Raw genomic sequence first — 26,893 nt, 5'->3', positions numbered from 1 at the left:
CGGATGTCTAAATTGCCACATCAGGGCCCGACACCCAAGTGTTGCGTGCGGGTGCCGGGGTTATCTGATGGCAGGCATACAACTTTGTGCCATCGTCGTTTCTGGCACCATCACCTTGGGCAGGGGCAGTTGAGCAACACTGGGGCCGACGGTTACGCCGACCCAGCCGTCAGTCGTGAAGTGACGGTTCATCGCCGCTTTGATCTGCTCACTGGTCAAGGCTTGAATCTGTTGGATCTTGTAGTTGAAGGCCAGGGGCTGGTTAAAGCGGTTGATGATGGACAGTTCGTTGCGCATATCCAGGTTGCTGGCCGTGAGCTGTGGCAGCGCCCGCAGCAGGAACTGCTTGATGTCGTCCAGTTCGGTTTCGCTGGGTCCGTCCTGCAGGTACTGGGCAAACAGGGCTTTGATATGAACCAGGGCGCTTTGGCTGTAGCGCGAGGGGGTATTGAGGCTGATGATCCAGGGGGTTGGTCCCTGCGCATGGGGAATTTGCGATAGCACGCCATAGGTGATGCTGCGCTCCTCCCTTAACTGCCTGTTGAGGATATGGCTGAAAATAATATGCCCGGCCCGGATCGCTACCCCGTCAGGGTGCTGATTGGGCAAGGCATTCTGTGCCAGCATCAGTACGGTATGGGTTGCTTCATCTTCGATATGCAGGGTTTTGCCATGGGGCAGCGGGGCAGGCACCGAGTGTCTTTCAGCGAGTGCTGGTCCGGCGGGCAAGGCATTGGCCAGTGAGCGGCTGAGGCTCTGCGCCTGTTGCAGGGTCAGGTCGCCGACGATCACGATCTGTGCGTTGGCAGCAGTGTAGGCGCGACGGTAAAAGGCCCTTAGGTGTGATTCATCTATGCGCTCCAGGCTCTCGACCGAGCCGAAGTCGGAGCGGGTGTAAGGTTGCCCCGGATAGAGTTCGTTGTAGATCTGCATCCGTGCAAGAGCGTGTGGGTCTTCGTGGTTTATTTTGAGTTTGGTGAACAGTTCGTTTTTGACCCGTCGCTGGCCTTCGACGGTAAAGCCCGGTTGGGCGAGCATCTCGGTGAACAACTGCATGGCGGGTTCGCGGATGTGCGGGGCGCTCAAGCTGCGCAGGGTGAAGAAACTCCGCTCTTTATCGATACCGTTACCCAGATCCACGCCCAGGCTATCAAACCCTTTGGCCAGTGCGTTGGCGTCCTTGAGCGTCGAGCCTTCGTTAAACAGGCTCAGTACAGTCGCTGCCAGGCCGGGTGTATCGCCATCCTGATTGCTGCCCGCGGCAAAGGTGATTTGCACATCGATCATAGGCAAAGTGTGGCTTTCGACAAACAGGACTTTGGTGTTTTGGCTCAGTTTCCAGGCCTTGATTGTCGGCAGGCGGGTGGCAGGCACGGCAGTGCTCAACTCAAGCAGCGATTGCAGTCGTGCTTGTGGTTCTTGTGCTCTGGCTTGCACGCAGACACAGGCAAGGGTGAACAGCAGCGTAGCGACGCGCAAGGCGCGGCTGGCTGCGATTGCGTGAGGCTTATTCATGGCGCGCCTCCTTGGGCAGTACATAGCTGAGGGTCAAGCGGTCGTGGGTCAGGAACGTTTGAGCGGCGAGCTGGATATCTTCAGGGGTGATTTTCGCCAATATCTGCATGCGCTTTTCGTCGTCCTCTGGCGACAAGCCCGCAATGTCCAGTTCACCGAGATACAGAGCCAGGCTTTGCAGGTCATCACGGCTGAAAACATGCCGTGCAATGATCCGCGTACGGGCGCGTTCAAGGTCACTGCCGGAGGGGGGTGTTTTTTTCACTGAGTCGATCACGGCCCAAATCCGTTCTTGAACCTCGCTCAGCGGTTTCATCTTTTTAAGGTTGAGGGTGGCGTCGATGCTGAACAGCTCATCACCGCGGCTGATGCTGCTGTAATGTGAGCCGACGCTGATCAGCAATTCCTCGCCGCGCCACAATCTGCTTTTGAGTTCTGAACTGTCGCCGCCACCGAGCAACTCGCTGAGCAGCTCCAGTGCTGGAGCTGAACGTGGGTCGGTCTGGGTGTGCAGGCTTGGCACGTTGAACGTCATGCTCAGGTTCGGGATTTGATGATCGATGTACTGAGTCATGGTGCGCTCACCGGGAGCTGCCAGTTCGAGCGGGGCCTTGATCACAGGTAGCTCGCGTGAGGCAATCGGGCCGAAGTAGCGTGTGGCCAGGGCCTTGACCTGCTCGGTGTCGATATCGCCGACGATGATCAGGGTGGCGTTATTGGGCGCATACCAGCTTCTATACCAGTGCTTGAGTTCATCGATGTGCATGCGTTCGAGGTCGTGCATCCAGCCGATGACCGGGCTGCCGGAAGCGCTGGTCAGGAATGCCAGGCGACGTGGCAGTTCAAGTGCGCGCTGATGGGGGTCGTTGTCGACGCTTTCGCTGCGTTCGCTTTTGATGACTTCGCGCTCACCGGCCCAATGAGCAGCGGACAGGTGTGCAGTGCTCATCTGGTCTGCCATCACTTCAAGTGCGACTGCCAGGGCATGGGGGGGCAGGGTTTGAAAGAAAATGGTGGCGTCATTTTGCGTCGCCGCATTGTCCGTTGCGCCCAGGCTTTGAAAGATGTGGTCTGACTCGGCCGGACAAAGTTTGCTGCTGCCTTTGAAAATCATGTGTTCAAGGGCGTGGGACAACCCGGATTGGCCTGGGGGCTCATAGCTTGAGCCGACCCGATACCAGAGCTGTGAGTGAACCACGGCTGCACGGTGGTCTTCGTGAACGATAACCTTGAGGCCGTTATCCAGGGTGAAATGTTGAGTGGAGGGTTGGCTGCTGGCCAGGGCCATCAGCGGTTGCAACATAAAGCCGAGAGCCAGCCCGGCAAGGGGGTGTTTCATGGTGGGTGTCCTGACTGTTTATCGTCAGAACAGATTGGGCTTGAGAGGGGAGAGGCGGGCGGTACATAGATACCTTGTACCGCAAAAATCTGTAGCCGCTGCCGCAGGCTGCGATAAGGACCGAAGGGCCTTCGCTTTTGAAAAAGCGACCCCTCCGGGCTTGATCGCAGCCTGCGGCAGCGACTACAGGTTCATCAGGCTTGAGTGGCTTCGCGTTGCCACAGGGCGTAGTTCACGCCGCCGGCTTTTTGCTCGCGATGCAGGCGCCAGTTGGCAGGCAAGCCCAGCTCTGACGGGCGCAACTCGCTTTCGGTGTAAACCCAGGCGTCTTCAGCCAGCCAGCCGCGTTGCTCGAGCAGATCACAAGCAGGTTTGAGCAGGTCCTTGTTGAACGGCGGGTCGAGGAATACCACGTCAAAGGTTGTGCTTGGCGTGGTGTCCAGATAACGCAGGGCGTCAGTCTGCTGAACTTCGCCGACAGTGCAGCGCAGAATGCCCATGTTCTCGCGGATGTTGGAGATCGCATCGCGGTTGCTGTCCAGTGCCACGCCCTTGGCTGCGCCGCGGGACATGGCTTCAAGGAACAGTGCGCCGCTGCCGGCGAAAACGTCCAGTACCCTGGCGCCGCCGATATAGGGGGCCAACCAGTTGAACAGGGTTTCACGCACGCGATCTGGCGTCGGGCGCAGGCCCTCTACATGGGGGAAGTCCAGCTTGCGGCTGCGCCATTCCCCGCCAATGATGCGTAACTGACCAGCACCTGAGTGCGATGTGTTTTTTGGCTTTGCCATTAATGCTCCGGAACCCCAAGAGGTTGCTCTGAAGGTTTGTCGGTAGGAGGTGGCAGTGGTTTTTGCGGCACGGTCGGGCCGGCGGTCACTACGACCATTTTGTCGGCGCTCAGGTGCTTGTTCATGGCGTCCTTGACCTGTTCGGTGGTCAGGTCCTGGGACTTCTGCATGAAGGTTTCCAGGTAATCCAGGGGCAAATCATAAAAGCCCATTGCGCCAAGTTGGCCGACGATGGCGGCGTTGCTGGCCGTGGACAGCGGGAAGCTGCCAGCCAGTTCACGCTTGGCATCGTCGAGTTCTTTTTGCGTCGGACCATTTTTCAGGTAGTCGGCCAAAATGTCTTGCACCAGTTTGAGCGTACCTTCGCTCAGTTCGGCGCGGGTTTGCAGGTTGATCATGAACGGGCCGCGAGCCTGCATCGGGCTGAAGCCGGAGTACACGCCGTAGGTCAGGCCGCGCTTTTCACGCACTTCGGTCATCAGGCGCGTACCGAAACCGCCACCGCCCAGAATGCTGTTGCCCAATGCCAGTGCGGCATAGTCGGGATCGTCACGGTCAATGCCCAGCTGCGACAGCAGCAGGTGGGTTTGTTTGGACGGGAACTCGATATGGGTTTGACCAGCCTTGGGCTCGCTTGGTTGCACGGTCTTGGCCACTGCCGGGCCTTTGGGCAGTGCGGCAGATACCTGGGCTGCAATGGCTTCGGCTTCGGCACGCGACAGGTCGCCAACAATCGCAATCACGGCGTTGCCTGCGGTGTAGGCCTTGTTGTGAAAGGCCTTGAGCTGGTCAATGGTGATCGCGGCGATGCTTTGGGCATTGCCATCACTGGCGTGGGCATACGGGTGGTTACCGTACAGGCGCTTGAACAGTTCGTCGCTGGCCAGTTTGCCGGGGTTTTGTTTCTGAAACTCGAAGCTGGCGAGCAACTGGTTCTTGATCCGCGCCAGGGAGTCGGCCGGGAAGGTGGGTTTGCCCACCACCTCGGCGAACAGGTTGAGCGCAGGTGTGCGTTTATCTACATCGCTCAGGCTGCGCAGCGAGGCCACGGCCATGTCGCGATATGCGCCATTGCCGAAGTCCGCGCCCAGGCCTTCAAAGCCCTGGGCGATGGCGCCCACATCTTTACCCGCTACACCTTCGTTGAGCATGGCGTTGGTCAGCAGGGCCAGGCCCGGGGTGTTTTCGTCCTGGCTGCTGCCAGCGGCGAAGGTCAGGCGCAGGTCGAACATCGGCAATTGCCGTGCTTCGACGAACAGCACTTTGGAGCCTTCGGCGGTTTTCCAGGTTTGCACGTTCAGCGCACGGTGGCTGGGCGCCTTGCCGTCCAGCTCGGCCAGGGATTCGAGCTTGTGCTCGCTCTTGGCCTGGTCCAGTGCCTGGCTGGCGACCGATTGCTGCGGGTTGGTAAAAAAGTAGCCGAGTGCACCCACCAGTATGGCGGCGCTCAGACCAAGCAGGGCGTAGCGGGGGCCTTTACGCTCACTCATGGGTTTTCTCCTCGGGCAGTACATGGGCAACGCTGAGACGGTCGCGAGTGAAATAGGTGCGGGCAGCCTGCTGGATATCGGCCGGGGTGACCTTCTGCAGGTCGGCCAGTTCTGAGTCCATCAGCTTCCACGACAGGCCGACGGTTTCCAGCTGGCCGATCGAAGTGGCCTGGCTGGTGATCGAGTCGCGCTCGTAGACCAGTCCGGCAATTACCTGGGCACGCACACGTTCAAGCTCTTCAGTGGTCGGCGGGGTCTTTTTCAGGTCATCGAGCAAGCGCCACAAGCCTGCCTCGGCCTGGGCCATGGTGACTTTCTTCTGGCTGTTGGGCATCGCCGAAAGCATGAACAGGCTGTCACCACGGGTGAAGGCGTTGTAGCTGGACGATGCACCGGAGACCAGTTCTTCGCCCCGCTCCAGCTGCGTCGGCATGCGTGCGCTGTAGCCGCCGTCCAGCAGCGCGGAAATCAGGCGCAGGGCATTGGCGGTGATCGGGTCCTTGGCCGTGGCAACGCTGGGCACGTTAAAGCCCAGCATCAAGCTTGGCAGTTGGGTCTGGACGTGGATCTTGAGCAGGCGTTCGCCAGGGGTCGGCAGTTCCAGCGGGATTTTGGCGACAGGTATCTCGCGTTTTTGCACCTTGCCAAAGTAACGCTGGGCCAGGGCTTTGACTTCATCCGGGGTGACGTCACCGACCACCACCAAAGTGGCGTTGTTGGGGGCATACCACTCTTCATACCATGCGCGCAGTTCGCCAACGCTCATGCGCTCCAGGTCGACCATCCAGCCGATGGTCGGGGTGTGGTAGCCGCTGGAAGGGAAGGCCATGGCGCTGAACAGCTCGTAGGCTTTGCTCATGGGCTGGTCGTCGGTGCGCAGGCGGCGCTCTTCCTTGATGACTTCGATCTCGCGCTTGAATTCTTCGGGCGGCAAGCGAAGGCTGGCCATGCGGTCGGCCTCAAGCTCAAAGGCCACGCCCAGGCGGTCACGGGCCAGTACCTGGTAGTAGGCGGTGTAGTCGTCGCTGGTGAAGGCGTTTTCCTGGGCGCCAAGGTCGCGCAGGATCAACGAGGCTTCGCCGGGACCGACCTTGTTGCTGCCCTTGAACATCATGTGCTCAAGCGCGTGGGACAGGCCGGTCTTGCCAGGGGTTTCGTAGCTGGAACCCACTTTGTACCAGACCTGGGAGACCACCACCGGGGCGCGATGGTCTTCGCGCACGATGACCTTGAGGCCGTTGTCCAGGCGGAACTCGTGGGTGGGCTGCGGTTCGGCCGCCAGGGCCGAAAGCGGTAATAAAACTGTGCTGAGCAACAGGCCAGCAGCGCGGCGGGCTAGATTCATTCGTTTTTTAACCTGTTGGGCTACCCGCTCGGCCTTAGCGTCTGCGGGTGAGGAGGTGCTAGGATACTGATCCGTTTTACTGGCGGCCACGCCTATCAGGCCTTTGACGATCAGACGACGTTTGATCGGGCAGTATAGGAGCCCGCTTGGAAGTGTGGATGTATACCGGTAAATTTCGCATTTTTGCCGACTTTCCCGTGACAGACCCGAGTTAAGACGAAGTTTACGAGGTGTGTTTTACCCTCTGAATACAGTTGCGTGCGAACAAGCTGACAAAATTACAGTCTGTTTCACACCGAATATTATTTGCCGGGGCGCCACAGTGGCGCGTCGCTACGATGAGATAGCCGTCCTCCATGTTTGGTTCCAACGACGACAAGAAGACCCCAGCTGCGGCTGGCGAGAAAAAAGGCCTGTTCGGATGGCTGCGCAGAAAGCCGCAGGAAACTGTCGTGGAACAACCCGCGCCTGCGCCCGAAATCATCCCTGAGACGCTGGTTGAGGCCACTCCGGTGGAGGTCGAGGCCGCGCCCGAAGTGGTCGTGGTTGCCGCCGAGCCTGCGGTTGAATTGGCCGCCGAGCCGGCACCGTGGCCGCACTTGCCTGTCGCCGAAGAACCGGTGGCGCTTGTCGAGGATGTGCAGGCACCGCATATCGTGCCGCCGATCCCCGAGCCCGAGCCTGTTGTTGAAGCGCTTGCGGTGGTCGAGACTGTTGTTGAGCCAGAGCCAGAGCCAGAGCCAGAGCCAGAGCCAGAGCCAGAGCCAGTTGCCGTCGTCGCACCTGCACCTGCACCTGCGCCTGTGGTGGCTGCCCCAGCCCCGTTGGTCGAGGCCCCGGCCCCCGCGCCAGTTGCGCCCCCCGAGCAAAAAACAGGCTTTTTCGCTCGTCTCAAGCAAGGCTTGTCCAAGACCAGCGCCAGCATTGGCGAAGGCATGGCCAGCCTGTTTCTGGGCAAAAAAGCCATTGATGACGATCTGCTCGAAGAGATCGAAACCCGACTGTTGACCGCCGACGTGGGTGTTGAAGCAACCTCGGTGATCATCAAGAACCTGACGCAGAAGGTCGCGCGCAAGCAACTGACCGATGCCGATGCACTCTACAAGTCGCTGCAGGACGAGCTGGCGGCCATGCTCAAGCCGGTGGAGCAACCGCTGAAAATCGAATCGCAAAACAAGCCATTCGTGATTCTGGTGGTAGGCGTCAACGGCGCGGGTAAAACCACCACCATCGGCAAACTGGCGAAAAAACTGCAGCTTGAAGGCAAGAAAGTCATGCTGGCTGCCGGTGATACCTTCCGTGCGGCCGCCGTCGAGCAGCTGCAAGTGTGGGGCGAGCGCAACCATATCCCGGTCATTGCCCAGCACACTGGCGCGGATTCGGCGTCGGTGATTTTTGACGCTGTGCAAGCTGCCAAGGCCCGTGGCATCGACGTATTGATCGCCGATACCGCCGGTCGCCTGCATACCAAAGACAACCTGATGGAAGAACTCAAGAAAGTTCGCCGGGTCATGGGCAAGCTTGACGAAGACGCTCCCCACGAAGTGCTGTTGGTGCTCGATGCCGGTACCGGGCAGAACGCTATCAACCAGACCAAGCAGTTTGATCAGACCGTTGCCCTCACGGGTCTGGCGCTGACCAAGCTCGATGGCACGGCCAAAGGCGGGGTGATTTTCGCCCTGGCCAAGCAATTCAATATTCCTATCCGCTTTATCGGTGTGGGTGAAGGCATCGATGATTTGCGTGATTTTGAGTCCGAACCCTTTGTCCAGGCTCTGTTTGCGGAGCGGGAGCGTCCATGATTCGTTTCGAGCAGGTCGGTAAGCGCTATCCAAATGGACACGTGGGCCTGCACGAGCTGAGCTTTCGGGTCCGTCGAGGCGAATTCCTTTTTGTGACCGGCCACTCCGGCGCAGGTAAAAGCACGCTGTTGCGCCTGTTGCTGGCGATGGAACGCCCGACCAGCGGCAAATTGCTACTGGCGGGGCAGGACTTGGGGCAAATCAGCAACGCGCAGATCCCTTTTTTACGTCGCCAGATCGGTGTGGTTTTCCAGAACCACCAGTTGCTGTTTGACCGCACAGTGTTCAACAACGTCGCCCTGCCGCTGCAAATTCTCGGCCTGTCCAAGGCTGAAGTCGCCAAGCGTGTCGACTCGGCGCTGGAGCGCGTAGCGCTGTCGGACAAGACCGACCTGTACCCGGGTGACTTATCCACGGGTCAGCAACAGCGTGTAGGCATTGCCCGCGCCATCGTGCATCGCCCGGCCTTGCTGCTGGCCGATGAACCCACCGGTAACCTCGACCCGCGTCTGGCGGCGGAAATCATGGGCGTATTTGAAGACATCAACCGCTTGGGCACCAGCGTACTGATTGCCAGTCATGACCTGGCGCTGATCGCACGCATGCGCCATCGCATGCTGACCTTGCAGCGCGGACGTCTGATCGGTGACGGGGAGGCCGCGCAATGAGTGCCACCCGCAGTTCCAAAGTATCCGAGCGCGTAGCTCCAAAGGCTGCCGACCCGCAGCCGCCGAAGAAAAAACACGATGATGACGATGGCCCGACCTTCGCCATGTTGTTTCACGCCTGGGTTGAGGCTCACCGGGCCAGTCTGCTCGACAGCCTGAAGCGCCTTGGCAAGCAGCCGATTGGCAGCTTTTTTACCTGCCTGGTGATGGCGGTTGCCTTGAGTCTGCCGATGGGCCTGTCGTTGTTGCTTAACAACGTCGAGCGCCTGGGTGGTTCCTGGCAGCGTGCAGCACAGATTTCGCTGTATCTGCAGATGGATGCCAGCAGCCAGCAGGGTGAAAATCTCAGCGATCAGATAAAAGGTATGGCAGGGGTGGCTGACGCGGAATTTATCAGCCGCGAAAAGGCACTCGAAGAGTTCCAGCAGCAGTCAGGGCTGGGCGAAGCGCTTAAAGAGTTGCCCGATAACCCGTTGCCCGGTGTGGTCCTGGTAACCCCGGCAGAAGTCGATAAAGCGACGCTTGAAGCCCTTCGCGAACGCCTTGCGCAGTTGCCGAAGGTGCAACAGGCGCAACTTGATCTAGTCTGGGTCGAACGTCTGGCGGCAATCCTGAAATTGGGTGACCGTTTTGTGTTTGGCTTGACGGTGTTGCTGGTTTCAGCTTTGCTGCTGGTTATCGGTAATACGATTCGTTTGCATATCGAGAATCGTCGCATCGAAATCGAAGTCATCAAGCTGGTCGGCGGTACTGACAGCTATGTGCGCAGGCCCTTTCTTTATATGGGTGCGCTCTATGGCTTTGGTGCGGGAGTTTTATCCTGGGGCGTTTTGGCATTCGGCCTGAACTGGCTTAACGACGCGGTGGTGGGGCTGGCTGGCTTGTACGGCAGCAATTTTGCCTTGGCGGGTGTGCCGGTAGCCGATGGTCTGTCTCTCTTGCTTGGCGCGGTGCTGTTAGGGTATATCGGTGCATGGATTGCAGTTGCGCGTCACTTACGTGAGCTTTCGCCTAAATAGTTTTCTTTTTGCCTGTTGACCTTTTCAGCTTTTTTTGGGAACTTTTTTCCAGGTTTCCGGTCAACTTTCGCAGTGCTGAACTGCACGAGTTATGTGAGACGGAGGTTTTTTCGTATGACCACTTCTTTGCAACCTGCGTATGCGTTGGTCCCTGGTGCGAACCTCGAGGCCTATGTCAATACGGTGAACAGCATTCCATTGCTGACACCGGAGCAGGAGCGTGAACTGGCCGAGAGTCTCTATTATGAGCAGGATTTGGGGGCGGCTCGGCAGATGGTGCTCGCCCACCTGCGTTTTGTTGTACACATTGCCCGTAGTTATTCGGGCTATGGCCTGGCTCAGGCTGACCTGATCCAGGAAGGCAACGTCGGCCTGATGAAGGCGGTCAAACGCTTCAACCCTGAAATGGGTGTGCGTCTGGTATCTTTTGCGGTGCACTGGATCAAGGCAGAGATCCACGAATTTATCCTGCGCAACTGGCGGATCGTGAAAGTTGCGACCACCAAGGCTCAGCGCAAATTGTTCTTCAACCTGCGCAGCCAGAAAAAACGTCTGGCCTGGTTGAACAACGATGAAGTGCATCGTGTGGCTGAAAGCCTCGGCGTAGAGCCTCGCGAAGTGCGCGAGATGGAAAGCCGCCTGACCGGTCATGATATGGCGTTCGACCCGGCAGCCGAAGCTGACGACGACAGTGCGTTCCAGTCGCCAGCCAACTACCTGGAAGACCACCGGTATGACCCGGCGCGCCAACTGGAAGATGCTGACTGGACCGACAACTCCACCAGCAACCTTCACGAAGCGCTGGAAGTGCTGGACGACCGCAGCCGTGACATTCTGTATCAGCGCTGGCTGGCTGAAGAAAAAGCCACGCTGCACGACCTGGCGCAGAAGTACAACGTGTCAGCCGAGCGGATTCGTCAGCTGGAAAAAAGCGCGATGAACAAGCTCAAACTGTCGATTGCCGCCTGACCGGCCCGACCAAAAAACGCCTCGATCTGATCGGGGCGTTTTTTTTTGGAGGAATTAAAGCCCCCCCTTGCCAGCCTGCTTCGCGCAGGGCCAGGTTGACGGTTGTGCCTTTAGCAACTCTGGATCAACACCATTGGCCCTGAGCAGTGAGTCCACCAGTGATCGGGACATCTCCACCGAATGCACCAGCGACCACACCAGCCCACGCTCTATGCCGCTGGCGTATGCGGTGATTTCATCCGAGACCTCTTCTGCGCTTTTGAGCATCAGCGACACATGGGACAGCGCTTCGATTGCACGGATATCAGGCAGCACGGCAAAGGGTGATTGCTTGCCTGCCCTTAGTGCACGGGTGGGTTTGAGGTTTTCCAGGCAAACGGGCGGGGCCTGAAGCAGGGCGTCGAGAATAAGCCGGGTGGTTTCATCGTGCTGATGATCATCCCGGGGAGTGTGAATGGCTTTGGGATCGTCGGGCGTCGGCTTTTTCATGTTTCTTCCACGGGGGAGCATCGGCGACTGGTGAAGATAGCCCTGTGAGTTTGCGGGTCGCAAGCAGCGCTTGTGTGCATCGTGTTTTCTCGGAAGCGTCTGCCTTTTGGCAGCGTAAAAGTCTGACGTGGGCGCCCGGGGATCGAATTCGCTACACTGGCGCACTTTTACGCTGTGCGTTGGCGCCCCATGACTGTGCTCAAATACCTCCAGGCTTACCCCCAGACCTTGCAAGAGCAGGTGCGCCAATTGATCGAGCGCAACCAGCTGGGCAGTTACCTGAGCGAGCGTTATCCACAGCGTCATGCCGTGCAAAGCGACAAGGCCCTGTATGCCTACGCTCAGGAGCTCAAACAGGAATACCTGCGCAATGCGCCATCCTTTGACAAGGTGCTGTTTGATAACAGGCTCGACCTGACCCACCGTGCGCTGGGTTTGCATACTGCTATTTCACGGGTTCAGGGCGGCAAGCTCAAGGCTAAAAAGGAACTGCGCGTGGCCTCGCTGTTCAAGGAAGCGGCGCCCGAGTTTTTGAAGATGATCGTGGTCCACGAGCTGGCCCACTTGAAAGAGTCAGACCACAACAAGGCGTTCTACAAACTGTGTGAGCACATGCTGCCGGGTTATCACCAACTGGAGTTCGACCTGCGGGTGTACCTCACGTGGCGGGATATGCAGGGCAAAACCTGACACTTACTTTATGTGTGGGAGCGGACCCGTATAGACGGGCAGGAGTTCTGAATGGAAGTCAGCAAAACCAAAAGCAGCTTTTACCGGCGCTTGTATGTGGCCTGGTTGATCGATAGCCAGATCGCCAGCAGCGTGCCTGCCTTGACCGAAGTCACCGGCATGCCGCGTCGTACCGCCCAGGACACCATTGCTGCCCTGGCCGATCTGGACATCATCTGCGAATTTGAACAGCAGGATGGCGCCCGCAACCATGCCGGACGCTACCTGATCCGCAACTGGGGGCCGGTGGACAAAAACTGGGTCGCTGGGCATCTGGTGCAGATCAAGCAGGTGCTGGGTTACCCCTGAGATGTCAGGCGCATGCCGATGTGCGGGATGTTGTCTTCTAGGTAGATCTCGCCCTGGGTGTTGAACCCGTGTTGCTCGTAAAAGGGTTGCAGGTGCGCTTGGGCGGACAGGAATACGGGCTGCCCCGCCCAGTACTCTTCGATATTTTTCAGGGCCTGTTCAAGCAGGGTATGCCCAAGCTTTTGCCCGCGGCCTTCGACGGCAACGATTACGCGGCCGATCACTACGTCACCGCCCTGGGACTCGGGGTCGAGGATGCGGGCGTAGGCCACCAGCTGGTCGTCTTGCCAGCCCATCACATGCAGCGTATCGCCCGTCAGGTCTTGCCCGTCGACGTCCTGATAGGCGCATTTCTGCTCGGCGACAAATACTTTTGAGCGCAATTCGAGGATTGCGTAGAGCTGTTCCTTGCCCAGGTCGTTGTGGTGTTTGCAGAGCCAGTCGGTGGTCACGATCTTGTCCTTGTTGGCGAGTTCATGTCTCGATAGTAGGCGTGATGCCGACTGGCGCCAAGGCCTAAGGTGCCTTGACCAAATGCGCGGCCAGGGTGCGCAGTGGCCCGAGCTGGCGGCAAATCAGCGCCAGTTGGGTTTGTACCAGCCTCTGGTTTTCATCTATTTCATCGGGCATTTGTTCAAGTTCGCCGGCCAGGGCCTCTTCCTCATCACTTTGCACTGCAACCGCCTGCTTGGTGGCCAGGCCCTGGGCAATCTGGTCGATGCTGTCGGCAATCTTGCCCCCGGCCCCTTCAATCAACTGCTCGCGCACTTCGGCAGGCAATTGGGTGTCGCGGTGGGCGCCCAGGCCAGAGAGGTAACTGAGCAAAGTGTGGGACAGCACCAAAAAGCGGAAGCCCATGTCTGCATCCTTACGGAAATGCCCGGGTTCCATCAGCATATTGGCCAGGGTGGTCGACAGCGCCGCATCGGCGTTATGTGCGTTACGCCGTGCCAACCGATAGGCCAGGCTGTCGCTTTTACCCTGGGCATATTGCTGCATGATCTGGCGCAGGTACTGGCTGTTGCAGCTCAGGGTATTGGCCAGCACCTGGTTCAGACGACGACCCTGCCAGTCAGGCAAGAACAGGAACACCGCCGCTGCCGCGATCACGCTACCCACCAGGGTGTCGAACAGGCGCGGCAGGAACAGTCCGTAACCATCGCCCACCTGATTGAAGCAGAACAGAATCATCAGGGTGATGGCCGCCGTGCTCAGGGTGTAGCGCGTGGTGCGGTTGATAAAGAACACCACCCCGGCCACGACGGCAAACATCGACTGTACCAGCGGGTTGGGGAACAGATCGAACAACGCCCAGCCCACGGCCAGGCCGATGGCCGTGCCGATAATCCGCTGGCTGAACTTGCGCCGCGTGGCGCCGTAGCTTGGCTGGCACACGAACAGCGTGGTGAGGATGATCCAGTAGCCCTGGCTTGGGTGAATCCAGTGCACCATCGCAAAACCGATACTCAGAGCCAGGGGCAGGCGCAAGGCGTGGCGGAAGATCAGCGAAGTGGGTGTCAGATGCTGGCGCAGGCGTGACCAGACATCCTTGAGGTTACGTGGCGAACGGTCGAGCAGGCTGCTATCGGTGGCATCGGCCAGGGTGTCGGGGTTGCTTGCATCGCTCAGCAGGCGGTCGAGGGTGCCAAGGTTGGCGGCCAGTGCCCGCAATGAACGCAACAGTCCGCGCCAGGCCGGGTTGCTCTGGATGCGCAAGTGTTCGAGGGAGGCATGCAGGTCTCCAAGAGCCTCGGCAAAGCTGTCGTCATAGACAAATGGCTGGCGCAGCTTGATCGACTCCGACAGGCGCTGGCAGGCCACGCCTTGCTGACGCAGCAGGCGCTGGCAGCGGAACATCACATCACTGTGGAAGAAGGCATCGGCCAGGGCGTTGTACGGGTAGTGCGATGAGCTGGCTCGCTCGTGGATGTCCTGCGCGAGGAAATACAGCTTGAGGTAGCGGCTGAGTTTGGAGCCTGGCCGAGTATTGCCGACCCGGTGCAGGATGATTTCCTTGGCGGTGTTCAGCGCCGCCACCACCCTGCCGTTTTGCCGGGCCAGTTCCAGCCGGCCCGCTTCCACGTCCAGTTTGCGGATGGGCTCGAACAGCGCCGACTTGATTTTCAGGTACAGGCCAAGTTCCCAGAACAACCGGGCCAGGCTCTGTTGCACCGGCTGATTGGAAAACAGCGCCTGCCACAGCACCGACAGTATCCCGTACCAGGCGGCACCGGCCACCAGCAGCAAGGGTTCATGCCAGAAGTTGGTGACTTCGCCGCCGCGCTGATCCACGCCGATCATGGTGTACACGGCCAGAATCAGTGTGGCTGAAGCAATCGCCCCGTAGCGCTCGCCCAGCGCGCCGAGCATGGTCAGGCCGAAACTGGCCAGGGCCAGCGCGCAGACCATCAGCCAGGGGTAGGGGAAAAGCAGCTCGACACTCAGGGCCGAGGCGGTGAAACACACCAGCGTCACCAGCAAGGCGTTGAGACGGCCTTGCCAGCTGTCATCGGTTTCAGACAGCGCACTGGCGATAACCCCCAGAAACAACGGGATCAGCAGTGACATCTCATCCTGATACCAGCAAAAAGCCATGCTGCCGGTCAGGGCGACAAATACCCGCACGCTGTAACTGAACTTGTCCAGTGCCCACAGGCGGCGCAGGGAATGCTGAAAGCTTTTCGATGACATGAAGTGGCGGTGCCTGGCTCGTGATTCGCTAACTTGAGCCAGATAAGACGACAGTGCAATGGGGCTGTCACATCGAACCAAAAATATTTTTCATGCGCCCCTGCAGTCGCTGCTGCAGGTTGCAGCAGCGACTGCAGGGGGGCAGGTCAGACGTACTGCGCCGCTGCATACCCCGAAGCCCACGCCCACTGGAAGTTGAAGCCGCCAAGATGGCCGCTTACATCCAGCACTTCGCCGACAAAATACAGGCCGGGGCTTTTCAGCGATTCCATGGTCTTGGACGACACTTCGCGGGTATCGACCCCACCCAGGGTCACTTCAGCGGTGCGATAACCTTCGGTTCCCGCGGGGACCACCTTCCAGCACGCCAGTTTGTCCGCCACCTGCGCCAGCTCCGCCGGGGTGTACTGCTTCATTGGCTTGGACTCGAACCAGTGCTCGGCCAGCAGATTGGCCATCTTCTTGGTGAAGATTTCACCCAGCAGGGTTTTCAACTCGCTGTTGGGGCGCTCAACCTGCTGTGTTTGCAGCCAGCTCAGGGCGTCGAGGTCGGGCAGCAGATTGATCTCAACCGTATCGCCGGGGTTCCAGAACGAGGAAATCTGCAAGATCGCCGGCCCGCTCAAACCACGGTGGGTGAACAGGATATTTTCGCGAAAGCTCTGGTCGTTGCAGCTCACCAGGCAATCCACCGACGTGCCCGACAGCTCGGTGCAGATCTCTTTGAGCTGATCGGTGATGGTAAACGGCACCAGGCCTGCGCGGGTTGGCAGCAAGGTGTGGCCGAACTGTTTGGCGATTTGATAGCCGAAGCCTGTGGCGCCCAGGGTCGGGATCGACAGCCCGCCGGTGGCGACCACCAGAGACTGGCAGTCAACCGGCCCCAGCGTTGTATTGAGGCTGTAGCCGTTGTCGGTTTTTTCGATCTGTTCGACTGAAGTGTCCAGGTGCAGGCTGACGCCGGCCTGTTTGCACTCGTCGAGGAGCATTTCGAGGATGTCGCTGGATTTGTTGTCGCAAAACAGCTGGCCGAGTTTTTTCTCGTGGTAGGGCACCCCGTGTTTGGCGACCATCTCGATAAAGTCCCACTGGGTGTAGCGGGCCAGGGCCGACTTGCAAAAGTGCGGGTTCTGCGACAGGAAATTGTTGGGCTCGGTGTACATGTTGGTGAAGTTGCAGCGGCCACCGCCCGACATCAGGATCTTTTTGCCTGCCTTGTTGGCGTGGTCGATCAGCATCACCTTGCGCCCCCGGTTGGCGGCGGTCAGTGCGCACATCAGGCCTGCGGCGCCAGCGCCAATAATCACAACGTCGGTAGAGCGCAAAGCGGTGTCCTCGGTAAAAGCAGCCCTCACCCCAGCCCTCTCCCTGAGGGAGAGGGAGCTTGACCAGGGTGATTTCGAATTCTATGCAAATCTGCCCCCTCTTCCTCCGGGAGAGGGTTGGGGTGAGGGGGCTCTTGAAGCGTCTTACAAAACCCGCACGCGCAATACGCGGCCTTTGATTTTGCCTTCGCTCAGGCGCTGTGCAGCCTGCTTGGCAATGGTGCGGTCAACCGCCACATAGGCCTGGAAGTCAAAGATGGCGATCTTGCCAACCTGGGCCCCCGGAATGCCTGCGTCGCCGGTCAGTGCGCCAAGGATATCGCCTGGGCGAACCTTGTCTTTACGACCTGCGCCGATCACCAGTGTGCTCATGGCCGGCAGCAACGGTGCGCCGCCCTGAGAGGTGAGGGTGTCCAGGGTTTCCCAGTTCAGCGGAGCTTTCTGCAACTGCTCGATGGCCTGGGCGCGGTGCGCTTCGGACGGGGCAACCAGGCTGATGGCCACGCCTTTTTCGCCCGCACGGCCGGTACGGCCAACACGGTGAATATGGATTTCCGAATCGCGGGCCAGCTCAACGTTGAGCACCATGTCCAGCGCGTCGATGTCCAGACCACGGGCGGCTACGTCGGTGGCAACCAGTACCGAAGTCGAACGGTTGGCAAACATGGCCAGTACCTGGTCACGGTCGCGCTGCTCCAGGTCGCCGTGCAGGCCGACGGCCGAAATGCCCTTGGAGGTCAGGTGATCAACGGTTTCCTGCACCTGCTGCTTGGTGAAGCAGAACGCCACGCAAGACTGCGGGCGGAAGTGGCCCAGTACCTTGGTCACGGCGCTCATGCGCTCTTCAGGCGAGATTTCGTAGAAACGCTGCTCGATTTGGCTGTCAGTGTGCAGTGCCTCTGCTTTTACCTGCTGAGGGTTGCGCATGAACTTGGACGACAGCTGCTTGATACCGGCCGGGTAAGTGGCCGAGAACAGCAAGGTCTGGCGACGCTCCGGGGTCTTGACAATGATGTCTTCGATGGCGTCATAGAAGCCCATGTCCAGCATGCGGTCAGCTTCGTCCAGTACCAGGGTGTTCAGACCGTCCAGTACCAGCGAGCCTTTGCGCAAGTGTTGCTGGATACGCCCCGGAGTGCCGACGATGATGTGCGCGCCGTGCTCCAGCGAACCGATCTGCGGGCCGAACGACACGCCACCACACAGGGTCAGCACCTTGATGTTGTCTTCGGCGCGGGCCAGGCGGCGGATTTCCTTGGCGACCTGGTCAGCCAGTTCGCGGGTCGGGCAGATCACAAGGGCCTGGCAGCCGAAGAAGCGCGGGTTGATCGGGTTCAGCAGGCCGATGCCGAAGGCGGCAGTTTTGCCACTACCGGTCTTGGCCTGGGCGATCAGGTCCATGCCTTTGAGGATCACCGGCAAGCTCTGCGCCTGAATCGGCGTCATCTGGGCATAACCGAGGGAGTCGAGGTTAGCCAGCATGGCGGCGGACAGAGGCAGAGTGTTAAAAGCGGTGGCAATGGTGGTCACGGGACTGGCCTGCAAAACAAAATGTCGCGCAGTGTACCAGTCCCATGCCCTTTGCCTGAACATTCTGGACGAGATGTCATCCAGTTCTTGGCGAAAAGTAGCTTAATGTTCCAGCTCATGTTCCGAGTTGGCCTTGGGTTTGCGGCCATCCTGGGGTGACAGTTGCAGGAATATCGCCGCTGCCAGCATCGCCATGATCCCTACTGTGAGGAAGGTCAGCTGGAACGCGCCCAGCACCGTGTCCACCCCATCGTTGCCGCCATCCCCGGTAAAGCCGCCAAGCAATGCCCCGGCGCAAGCCACGCCCAGGCTCAGGGACAGCTGCGCCACCACCGACAGCAAACTGTTGCCGCTGCTGGCACTGGCGTCGTCGAGATCGATCAGGGTCACGGTGTTCATGGCGGTGAACTGCAATGAGTTGATCGCTCCCAAAACGGCCAGCATTGACAGCAACAACGGGTATGGCGTGTGTTCGGTAACCAGCCCCATGCTGGCCAGCATCAGGCCCAGGGCGAAGGTGTTGGCCGTCAGCACGGTGCGATAGCCCACGCGCTCGATCAACGGCCTGGCCACCCATTTGGCCAGCATGGCGGCCGCGGCCAGTGGCAGCATGCTCATCCCGGCCTGTGACGGGGAATAGCCCAGCGCGACCTGCAACAGCAAGGGCACCAGAAACGGCAGGGCGCCGCTGCCCAGGCGGGCGAACAGGTTACCGAGGATGCCCACTGCGAAGGTCTTGGTTTTAAACAGCACCGGGGAGAACAGCGGGTTGCTGATATTGCCCGCGCGTAACCAGTACGCTGCCAGACAGGCCATGCCCGCAAACAGCAGCAACATCACCCGCAGGTGCGGCATATGCAGCTCGCCCAGGCCTTCCATGGCGATGGTGATAAACACCATCGCCGCGCCAAACAGCACAAAGCCCAGCCCGTCGAAACGGGTACGTTCGCTGCCGCGCAAATCCGGAATGAAGTGCCACACCGCCCAGCAGCCGAGAATGCCCACGGGCAGGTTGATCAGAAAGATCCAGTGCCAGCTCAGGTACTGCACCATCCAGCCGCCCATCGTGGGGCCGATCAGCGGGCCGAGCAGGCCGGGAATGGTGATAAAACCCATGATCCGCACCAGCTCCGAGCGCGGATAGGCCTTGAGCACCACCAGCCGGCCGATGGGCAGCATCAGGGCACCACCCAGGCCCTGGACGATCCGTGCGCCGATCAGCTCGTTGAGAGTGCCGGACAGGGCGCAGAGCAACGAGCCGAAACTGAACAGCAGGATGGCGCTGAAAAAGATTTTTTTGGTGCCGAAGCGGTCGGCGATCCACCCCGAGGCCGGGATCAGCAAGGCGACGGTGAGCATGTAGGCAACGATCACACCCTGCATGCGCAGCGGGTTTTCGTCGAGGTCGCGGGCCATGTCGGGCAGGGCGGTGTTGAGGATGGTGCCGTCGAGTGACTGCATGAAAAACGCGATGGCCACCACCCACGGCAACCAGCGCAGGGTTTCAGGGCTTAGAACCGGGCGTACGGGCATAGGACCTCTTTTTATGGATTGTCGATAATCCTCTGTGGGAGCGGGCTTGCTCGCGATGCAGAGGCCCGGGTTTTTTCAGGTAAACCGCGGCGACGCAATCGCGAGCAAGCCCGCTCCCACAGGTGTTACAGCGTCAGCGTGAGCTTTTTGACCAATGCCCCCGGCAGCAGATTCGACGCCGTCTGGCGTTGGTCGTAGGTGCTGGCCGACAGCAACAACTCACGCTCGGCTGTCAGCGCTTCCAGTTGTGAACCCAGCAGACTATAGACGCTGTCATCAAAGCGCATGGTGTTGACCGGGGCCTTTATCTCGCCGTTTTCCACCCAGAAAGTGGCAAAGCGGGTCATGCCGGTCAGGCGGGCGGCCGGTTGGTCCGAGTAGTTCAGGTACCACAGGTTGCTGATATACAACCCGGTGCCCAACTGCTTGAGGATGTCGGCCTGCACCAGGCTCCCTGCCGCCATCGCCAGTGCGCTCGGGGCTTCGCCCTCCGGTGCACCGTTGACCTCAAGGCCATATTCAGCAGCACTGCGCGAGCTCACCAGTTGCTGCTCGGCCTTGCCGTGTTTGACCAGCGACAAGTCCTGACGCGGATACCCCTCGCCGGAAAACGCCGGGCTCAGGGACTGGCTGACCTGCTCGTCAAACGACACCAGCGGGCTCAGTTGCGCATCGCCCGCGTAGAGCTTTTGCAGCGGGCTGGATTTGCTGGCCAGTGCCTGGGCCGAAAAACCGCCCCAGCACAGCATGCTCATCACTTCTTCCAGCGCCGCCGGCGCCAGGTAGGCTCGGTACTCACCGGGCGCCAGGGCATGCAGCGGGCGATCGAGGAAACTCAGTTGCTCGCGGGCCAGTTGCATGCGCCGGGCGAAACGTTCGCTGTCCCAGTCGGCGCCGGCGTAGCTGGCCTTGACCGCCTGACCGTTGCTGTGGAACAAACTCCAGTCGAAATTGAAGCTATTGGCCTGATGCCAGCCAAACGCGCCCTCGGAGCTGGCATAGCCGTAGCTGATCGGGCCGCTGGCATAAAATCCGACCAGATCTACGCCTTTGGATGCACTGCGGATTTCTTCCAGAACCCGGGCCGTGTCCGGCAGGGGCTGGTTCTGCACGTTATGGCTGTTCCACGGCTGCGGGTTGAGCAGTAAATACGGATCGGCGGGCAACAATGGCAAGGTGTCGCGCAGTTGCCGCAGGGCATCGGCCAGGCGCTGTTTGTCGACATTAGGCTCGCCAGCCAGGGTGAGGTTCACATCGGCGTGGCGGCCGTCGTGGATCAGCTTCAGGCTCAGGCTGGCCTGTTGCACCTGTCCGGCCTGACGCACCTTGCCCTTGTTGAAACGGATAAATTCCGATGCTTCGCCGTTATAGCCCAGGGTGAACTGCTCAGGCGCAAGGATCGCTTTGCCCAACCACTCGACCAACCCCTTGAACTGCTCGGCCTGACTCAATGGGGTACTCATCAGGCATCACCTCCAAACACATCGATTTGACTGAACACGCAGGCGGGGGACGCATGGCCCACGCGGATCACCTGGTTGGGTTCGCCCTTGCCGCAGTTCGGGGTGCCCAGCACCTTGAAGGTGCTGGCGTCGCCCACGGCGCTGAGGTTGCGCCAGAACTGATCGGAAATGCCCCGGTAGTTGGGGTTTTTGACCACGCCCTTGAGTTCACCTTCCTCGATCAACTGGCCCCACTCGCAACCGAACTGGAACTTGTTGCGCGCGTCGTCGATCGACCAGGACCGGTTGGTGGCCATCAGAATACCGCTTTCGATACCGCCGATCATTTGCTCAAGCGACTGATCGCCTGGCTCGATATTGAGGTTGGCCATACGGTCAATCGGTGGCCGGTTCCAGCCGCAGGCGCGGCTGTTGGCCACGCCTTCGAGGCCCGAGCGGAACTGTGACAGTGCGCCACCCAGCGGGCGTAGCAGCAAGCCTTCGCGGATCAGGAACTCCTTGTAGGCCGGGGTGCCGTCGTCGTCGAAGCGGTAGCTGGCGAGCTCCTCGGGGATGGTTGGGTCGAAGGTCACGTTCAGCAGCTTTGAGCCATATTGCAGGCTGCCGAAGTCGCTGGCCTTGACGAAGCTGGTACCGGCGTAATTGCGCTCGTCACCGAGAATGCGGTCCAGTTCCAGCGGGTGTCCGATGGACTCATGGATTTGCAGGATCATCTGGTCGGGCATCAGCAGCAGATCGCGTTTGCCGACCGGAGCATTGGGTGCCAGCAGCAATTGCAGGGCCTGATCGGCGACCTGGGGTGCGGCACCGATCAGCCCGCAGCGGCTGATCACATCGGCGCCACCTTGCTGGCCGAAGTTTTCGCGGCCCAGGCTGCGGCTCTGGCTATCGTTGCCGTCATAGGCGGTGACGCCCATGCCCGGGTAAACGAAGCGCTGCGCCCGGCGCAACTCGGCGCCAGCGCTGTTCAGGTAGATTTGCTCGACGTGATTGAGGCCCAGCGAAACCACCCAGCTCACCAGCCGCTCGTCTTTGGGTACGGCGGCTGATTCGGCGCCCAGCAGGGCAAAGCACTCGCTGAGTGAGGGGAAAGCCTGGTCAAGATCGGGTGAGAAAAAGTCGGCGCGCTCATGGCACACCGGTTCCTGGCTCAGGTTGAGCAGCGCATGCCCGGCGATCAGCTGGGCCTGGGCTTCGGCGCGGTCGAGGGCCGCCTGCAGGCCGGCCTGGAACAGGTCGTTGGTGGCGGCGTAGGCTTCGATACCGCGCAACCGCACGGTGAGCATGGCGCCTTGGTCGTGACTGAATGAGGGAGGCTCTGCGACGTTCTTGCGTACCGACAGGTATTGCCCGGACTCGCGTACATAGCGTAACGAAAAGAACTCGGCCCGGGTGCGCAGTGCGGCAAAGCGCTGCTTGAGCTGAGGGTAGAAATCGAACATGCACAGACCTCCTTGGACTTGGTGGGTCTGTGGGAGCGGGCTTGCTCACGATGCAGGCAGTGCGGTTAACCCGCTGGACCGCGGTGATGCCATCGCGAGCAAGCCCGCTCCCACAGGGGCGCGCGTAGCGTGTTAAACCGGGCAACCCTTGGCGCGCAGGATGGCGTCAAAACGGTCCGGGTCCAGGGTGCCTTCTTTGATTGCCTTGAGCGTTGCCTGTTCACGGGCCAGCAGATCGTGGCAACGGATCAGCAATTCCGGCAGTTCACTGCGCGAAGCCGCAACCACGCCGTCACCGTCGCCGATCATCAGGTCGCCTGGCATTACCAGCATACCGGCGCATGAGATGGGGACGTTGATTTCGCCGCCGCCGTCAGTGCTCGGGCCGCGATGTACGCCGCCGATGGCATAGGCGGGCAGTTCACCGGTCTGCCACTCGTCGAGGTCGCGCAAGGCGCCGTTGATCACCACGCCGACAATCCCGGCCTTGAGGGCCATGGCACGCATGATGCCGCCGAACACGGCACGGGTCAGGTCGGCACTGCCGTCGATCACCAGCACATCGCCGGGGCGGGCCATTTGCATGGCTTTGAGGATCATCAGGTTGTCGCCCGGGCGTACACGGACGGTCAGCGCGCTGCCCAGCATCGGGCGGGTACCGTGGAACGGCTTGAGGCCCAGGCCACCCACGTTGCGGCCCAGACAGTCACTGACTGCGGCTGCGGGGATCTTGCTGAATTCGGTGAGCCATTTTGGATCGAGAGGTTCTGCGTTTGGATTAATCAGGAAGCCGGTCGGCCATTTGCTCGAAGAGACAACATCAAACATAGAAAACCTCTTGGCCAGGCAAGGCTGGCATGTCGGGTGGGGCGGGGGGGTGTGGCGCGAAGCGAGGCACTAGATTAGGCCTGCGCTGAAGCGGGGGCAAGCGGGGCAAGATGAAACTCAAGAGTTACACAAAATTCGTAGCAGCTGCCGAAGGAACGAGGCTGCGTCCGGTTGCGAAGCGACCGTGAAACCAGATGACGCGATTCATCAGAAGAACCGCATCACCTGAATTTACGACGGCTGTGCCGCCGGACGTAGCCTCGCTCCGCTCGTCAACTGCTACGGATAGTGCTTACTGCGCAGTACGGCTCACTTCACGCAGCGGCTTGCCGCGTACCGGCGCGTCGCCTGCGACGTAGTAGTCGGCAGTGCTGCGCGGCTCCGGCTGGCGGCCACGGATCTTGTCGGCAATTTTCTCGGCGATCATGATCGTCGGTGCATTGAGGTTACCGGTGGTGATCAGCGGCATGATCGAGGCATCGACCACACGCAGGCCCTGCATGCCATGCACACGGCCTTCGCCGTCGACTACAGCCATTTCGTCGGTGCCCATTTTGCACGAGCAGGACGGGTGGAACGCGGTCTCGGCGTGTTCGCGGATAAAGGTATCCAGCTCTTCGTCGGTCTGCTTGTCGATGCCCGGGCTGATTTCACGGCCACGGAATGCATCCAGTGCTGGCTGCTGCATGATTTCACGGGTCAGGCGGATGCCGTCGCGGAATTCCTGCCAGTCCTGCTCGCTGGCCATGTAGTTGAACAGGATGCTCGGATACTCGCGCGGGTCCTTGGACTTCACATTGATCCGGCCACGGCTCGGCGAACGCATGGAGCCCATGTGCGCCTGGAAACCGTGTTCTTTCACCCCGTTGCTGCCGTTGTAGTTAATCGCTACCGGCAGGAAGTGGTACTGGATGTTCGGCCATTCGAATTCTTCGCGGGTGCGAATAAAACCACCGGCTTCAAACTGGTTGCTGGCACCGATGCCTTTGCCCAGGAACAGCCACTCGGCACCAATGGCCGGCTGGTTGTACCAAAGCAGCGACGGGTACAGCGACACCGGCTGGGTGCAGGCGTATTGCAGGTACAACTCAAGGTGATCCTGCAGGTTCTGGCCAACGCCCGGGAGGTCGTGCACCACCGGGATATCGAGGCTGTTGAGCAGTTCGGCCGGGCCGACGCCGGAGCGTTGCAGCACGGTTGGCGAGCCGATTGCGCCGCTGCACAGCAGTACTTCCTTGCGGGCCTTGGCCTGGATGCGGGTGTCGCTGTCGCCGACCATATAGGAAACGCCAACGGCGCGTTTACCTTCAAACAGGATCTTGTCGGTCAGGGCGTGGGTGACGATTTTCAGGGTCGAACGCTGCTTGGCCGTGTCCAGGTAGCCGCGGGCGGTACTGGCGCGACGGCCGTTCGGCGTCACGGTACGGTCCATCGGGCCGAAACCTTCCTGCTGATAGCCGTTCAGGTCTTCGGTGCGCGGGTAACCGGCCTGTACACCGGCTTCAACCATGGCGTGGAACAACACGTTGTTCCCGGCTTTGGGCGTGGTCACGCTGACCGGACCATCGCCACCGTGGTAGTCGTTGGGGCCGATATCGCGGGTTTCGGCTTTGCGGAAGTACGGCAGGCAGTCCAGGTACGACCAGTCTTCGAGGCCCGGGTATTTCGCCCAGCCGTCGTAGTCCATCGCGTTACCGCGGATGTAGCACATGCCGTTGATCAGGGACGAACCGCCCAGGCCCTTGCCGCGGCCACATTCCATGCGACGGTTATCCATGTGTGGCTCTGGATCGGTCTCGAAGGCCCAGTTGTAGCGACGCCCTTGCAGCGGGAATGCCAGCGCCGCAGGCATCTGCGTGCGGAAGTCGAAACGGTAGTCCGGGCCGCCTGCTTCAAGCAGCAGCACGGTGACGCCTTGGTCTTCAGTCAGACGGGTCGCCAGGGTGTTACCGGCAGAGCCGGCACCAATGATGATGTAATCGAATTCTTGGGACATAAATGCACCCTCTTTGAAGTTGTGGCAGAGCTTGTGGGAGCGAGCCTGCTCGCGATTGCATCAGCGCGGTGCAACTGATGCACCGCGTCGCCTGTATCACGAGCAAGCCCGCTCCCACAGGGTTTATGCGGGCCTGTCGGTTTAGAACACCGAAACGTAGTCGCCCAGCTCTACCTGTACCGATTTGATCTGGGTGTACTGAGCCAGCGAGCTGATACCGTTTTCACGGCCAATGCCCGATTGCTTGTAGCCGCCCACCGGCATTTTTGCGTCGGACTCACCCCAGGCGTTGATCCAGCAAATGCCCGCTTCCAGCTGATGAATCACGCGGTGAGCGCGGTTCAGGTCCTTGGTCACGACGCCGGCAGCCAGGCCGAACTCGGTGTCGTTGGCGCGGCGGATCACTTCTTCTTCGCTGTCGTAGGTGAGGATGCTCATGACCGGGCCGAAGATTTCTTCTTTGACGATGGTCATGTCATCGGTGCAGTCGGTGAACACGGTCGGTGCCACGAATGCGCCTTTGGCCAGATCACCTTCGGTCAGGCGTTCACCGCCGCACAGCAGGCGGGCGCCTTCTTCTTTGCCCTTGGCAATGTAGCCCAGCACGCTTTCCATGTGAGCAAAGCTGACCAGCGGGCCGAAGTTGGTGTTTTCGTCTTGCGGGTTGCCGATACGGATGCGCGCTACGCGCTCCAGAATCTTGGCTTCAAACGCCGCTTTCATGGCCGTCGGGATAAATACGCGGGTGCCGTTGGTGCACACCTGGCCCGAGCTGTAGAAGTTGGCCATCATCGCGGTATCCGCGGCGCGATCCAGGTCGGCGTCGTCGAAAATGATCAGCGGTGATTTGCCGCCCAGTTCCATGGTCACGTCTTTGAGCGACGACTGGGTAGCACTGGCGGTGACTTTCTTGCCGGTATCGGTGCCGCCGGTGAACGAGATTTTCGCGATGCGCGGGTGCTCGGTCAGCCAGGTGCCCACTTCACGGCCGCTGCCAGTCAGAACGTTGAACACGCCGTCCGGCAGGCCCGCTGCGGTGAAGACTTCGGCGAGCTTCAGGGTAGTCAGGGAAGTGACTTCACTTGGCTTGAAGATCATCGCGTTGCCGGCAGCCAGGGCCGGTGCGGATTTCCACAGGGCGATCTGGATCGGGTAGTTCCACGCGCCGATACCGGCCACAACGCCCAACGGCTCGCGACGGGTGTACACGAACGAAGTGTCGCGCAGCGGGATTTGCTCGCCTTCGATGGCGGGCGCCAGACCTGCGTAGTACTCCAGTACGTCGGCGCCGGTGACGATGTCGACATAACGGGTTTCGGAGTACGACTTGCCGGTGTCCAGGGTTTCCAGGGCGGCCAGTTCATCGTTGCGCTCGCGCAGGATTTCCACGGCGCGACGCAGGATGCGTGAACGCTCCATGGACGTCATGGCGGCCCAGATTTTCTGGCCTTTTTCGGCGCTGACTACAGCGCGCTCGACGTCTTCTTTGGTAGCGCGTTGCACTTGCGCGAGGACTTCGCCGTTAGCCGGGTTGATGGCATCGAAAGTAGCGTCGCTACCGGCGTCGGTGTAGCCGCCGTCGATGTAGAGTTTTTGCAGTTCGAAACGGGCCATAAAATC

22 protein-coding genes are annotated in these 26,893 nt (G+C 60.1%); 6 read left to right on the top strand and 16 right to left on the bottom strand.

The annotated features are described in order from the left end of the window. Window positions 1-60: 60 nt before the first annotated feature. The 5 genes from PPTH39_RS15560 to PPTH39_RS15540 form a co-directional block, all read right to left on the bottom strand. Window positions 61-1,515, bottom strand: coding sequence for a M16 family metallopeptidase (locus PPTH39_RS15560; protein ID WP_165446526.1), 1,455 nt, complete (start codon window positions 1,513-1,515; stop codon window positions 61-63). Beyond that, entirely contained in the window at window positions 1,508-2,854 is a 1,347-nt protein-coding gene (locus tag PPTH39_RS15555; protein ID WP_095020483.1) for a M16 family metallopeptidase, read from the bottom strand. The genes PPTH39_RS15560 and PPTH39_RS15555 overlap by 8 nt, the downstream gene beginning before the upstream one ends. 194 nt (window positions 2,855-3,048) lie before the next feature. Beyond that, window positions 3,049-3,645, bottom strand: a complete 597-nt coding sequence (rsmD, locus tag PPTH39_RS15550) for a 16S rRNA (guanine(966)-N(2))-methyltransferase RsmD (protein ID WP_094999794.1) — start codon at window positions 3,643-3,645, stop codon at window positions 3,049-3,051. Continuing rightward, complete coding sequence (locus PPTH39_RS15545) at window positions 3,645-5,135, bottom strand: M16 family metallopeptidase (RefSeq protein WP_095020482.1); 1,491 nt, start codon at window positions 5,133-5,135, stop codon at window positions 3,645-3,647. Before PPTH39_RS15545 ends, rsmD begins: the two co-directional genes overlap by 1 nt. Continuing rightward, complete coding sequence (locus tag PPTH39_RS15540) at window positions 5,128-6,480, bottom strand: M16 family metallopeptidase (protein WP_094999796.1); 1,353 nt, start codon at window positions 6,478-6,480, stop codon at window positions 5,128-5,130. Before PPTH39_RS15540 ends, PPTH39_RS15545 begins: the two co-directional genes overlap by 8 nt. Window positions 6,481-6,836: 356 nt before the next feature. On the opposite strand from PPTH39_RS15540, the gene ftsY reads away from it, so the two are divergent. From ftsY to rpoH, 4 genes are all read left to right on the top strand, one after another. After that, the gene (ftsY, locus tag PPTH39_RS15535) at window positions 6,837-8,282 is read left to right on the top strand and encodes a signal recognition particle-docking protein FtsY (protein WP_130872162.1); all 1,446 of its coding nucleotides are present in this window, start codon (window positions 6,837-6,839) and stop codon (window positions 8,280-8,282) included. After that, a complete protein-coding gene (ftsE, locus tag PPTH39_RS15530; protein WP_016782600.1) occupies window positions 8,279-8,950 on the top strand; it encodes a cell division ATP-binding protein FtsE in 672 nt (223 codons plus the stop codon). Before ftsY ends, ftsE begins: the two co-directional genes overlap by 4 nt. After that, a complete protein-coding gene (gene ftsX / locus PPTH39_RS15525) occupies window positions 8,947-9,969 on the top strand; it encodes a permease-like cell division protein FtsX (RefSeq protein ID WP_094999798.1) in 1,023 nt (340 codons plus the stop codon). Before ftsE ends, ftsX begins: the two co-directional genes overlap by 4 nt. A gap of 114 nt (window positions 9,970-10,083) precedes the next feature. Then, window positions 10,084-10,938, top strand: a complete 855-nt coding sequence (gene rpoH / locus PPTH39_RS15520) for an RNA polymerase sigma factor RpoH (protein WP_004419731.1) — start codon at window positions 10,084-10,086, stop codon at window positions 10,936-10,938. A 54-nt stretch (window positions 10,939-10,992) separates the two neighbouring features. Here rpoH and PPTH39_RS15515 read toward each other — a convergent pair whose 3' ends face one another. Next, window positions 10,993-11,427 (bottom strand): hypothetical protein, encoded by a 435-nt coding sequence (locus PPTH39_RS15515; protein WP_095017828.1) that lies wholly within the window; start codon window positions 11,425-11,427, stop codon window positions 10,993-10,995. A 189-nt stretch (window positions 11,428-11,616) separates the two neighbouring features. On the opposite strand from PPTH39_RS15515, the gene PPTH39_RS15510 reads away from it, so the two are divergent. Next, window positions 11,617-12,117 (top strand): YgjP-like metallopeptidase domain-containing protein, encoded by a 501-nt coding sequence (locus tag PPTH39_RS15510; RefSeq protein WP_095017827.1) that lies wholly within the window; start codon window positions 11,617-11,619, stop codon window positions 12,115-12,117. Window positions 12,118-12,168: 51 nt separating this feature from the next. Beyond that, window positions 12,169-12,465 (top strand): winged helix-turn-helix domain-containing protein, encoded by a 297-nt coding sequence (locus tag PPTH39_RS15505; protein ID WP_094999801.1) that lies wholly within the window; start codon window positions 12,169-12,171, stop codon window positions 12,463-12,465. Here PPTH39_RS15505 and PPTH39_RS15500 read toward each other — a convergent pair. The 10 genes from PPTH39_RS15500 to betB form a co-directional block, all read right to left on the bottom strand. After that, window positions 12,456-12,917: a GNAT family N-acetyltransferase gene (locus PPTH39_RS15500; RefSeq protein WP_094999802.1), complete on the bottom strand. Its 462-nt coding sequence runs from the start codon at window positions 12,915-12,917 to the stop codon at window positions 12,456-12,458. The two genes, PPTH39_RS15505 and PPTH39_RS15500, sit on opposite strands and share 10 nt — an antisense overlap. 64 nt (window positions 12,918-12,981) lie before the next feature. Continuing rightward, window positions 12,982-15,156: a YccS family putative transporter gene (yccS, locus tag PPTH39_RS15495; RefSeq protein WP_094999803.1), complete on the bottom strand. Its 2,175-nt coding sequence runs from the start codon at window positions 15,154-15,156 to the stop codon at window positions 12,982-12,984. Window positions 15,157-15,302: 146 nt separating this feature from the next. Next, on the bottom strand, window positions 15,303-16,481 hold the full coding sequence (locus tag PPTH39_RS15490) for a BaiN/RdsA family NAD(P)/FAD-dependent oxidoreductase (RefSeq protein WP_095017962.1): 1,179 nt from the start codon (window positions 16,479-16,481) through the stop codon (window positions 15,303-15,305). Window positions 16,482-16,625: 144 nt separating this feature from the next. Next, the gene (gene dbpA, locus PPTH39_RS15485; protein WP_228795946.1) at window positions 16,626-17,963 is read right to left on the bottom strand and encodes an ATP-dependent RNA helicase DbpA; all 1,338 of its coding nucleotides are present in this window, start codon (window positions 17,961-17,963) and stop codon (window positions 16,626-16,628) included. A 150-nt stretch (window positions 17,964-18,113) separates the two neighbouring features. Further along, window positions 18,114-19,544, bottom strand: coding sequence for a multidrug transporter subunit MdtD (gene mdtD, locus PPTH39_RS15480; protein ID WP_130872161.1), 1,431 nt, complete (start codon window positions 19,542-19,544; stop codon window positions 18,114-18,116). Between the two features lie 125 nt (window positions 19,545-19,669). Next, window positions 19,670-21,007: a TldD/PmbA family protein gene (locus PPTH39_RS15475; RefSeq protein WP_094999805.1), complete on the bottom strand. Its 1,338-nt coding sequence runs from the start codon at window positions 21,005-21,007 to the stop codon at window positions 19,670-19,672. Next, on the bottom strand, window positions 21,007-22,449 hold the full coding sequence (locus tag PPTH39_RS15470; RefSeq protein ID WP_130872160.1) for a TldD/PmbA family protein: 1,443 nt from the start codon (window positions 22,447-22,449) through the stop codon (window positions 21,007-21,009). Before PPTH39_RS15470 ends, PPTH39_RS15475 begins: the two co-directional genes overlap by 1 nt. Before the next feature lie 132 nt (window positions 22,450-22,581). Beyond that, the gene (locus PPTH39_RS15465; RefSeq protein ID WP_094999807.1) at window positions 22,582-23,277 is read right to left on the bottom strand and encodes an RraA family protein; all 696 of its coding nucleotides are present in this window, start codon (window positions 23,275-23,277) and stop codon (window positions 22,582-22,584) included. Between the two features lie 292 nt (window positions 23,278-23,569). Continuing rightward, the gene (gene betA / locus PPTH39_RS15460; RefSeq protein WP_094999808.1) at window positions 23,570-25,273 is read right to left on the bottom strand and encodes a choline dehydrogenase; all 1,704 of its coding nucleotides are present in this window, start codon (window positions 25,271-25,273) and stop codon (window positions 23,570-23,572) included. A 141-nt stretch (window positions 25,274-25,414) separates the two neighbouring features. Beyond that, on the bottom strand, window positions 25,415-26,887 hold the full coding sequence (gene betB, locus PPTH39_RS15455; RefSeq protein ID WP_094999809.1) for a betaine-aldehyde dehydrogenase: 1,473 nt from the start codon (window positions 26,885-26,887) through the stop codon (window positions 25,415-25,417). Window positions 26,888-26,893 lie beyond the last annotated feature (6 nt).

Origin of the sequence: Pseudomonas bubulae (assembly GCF_900618535.1) — a bacterium.
Taxonomy (GTDB): domain Bacteria; phylum Pseudomonadota; class Gammaproteobacteria; order Pseudomonadales; family Pseudomonadaceae; genus Aquipseudomonas; species Aquipseudomonas bubulae.
This window is presented reverse-complemented; position numbering and strand designations above follow the sequence as displayed.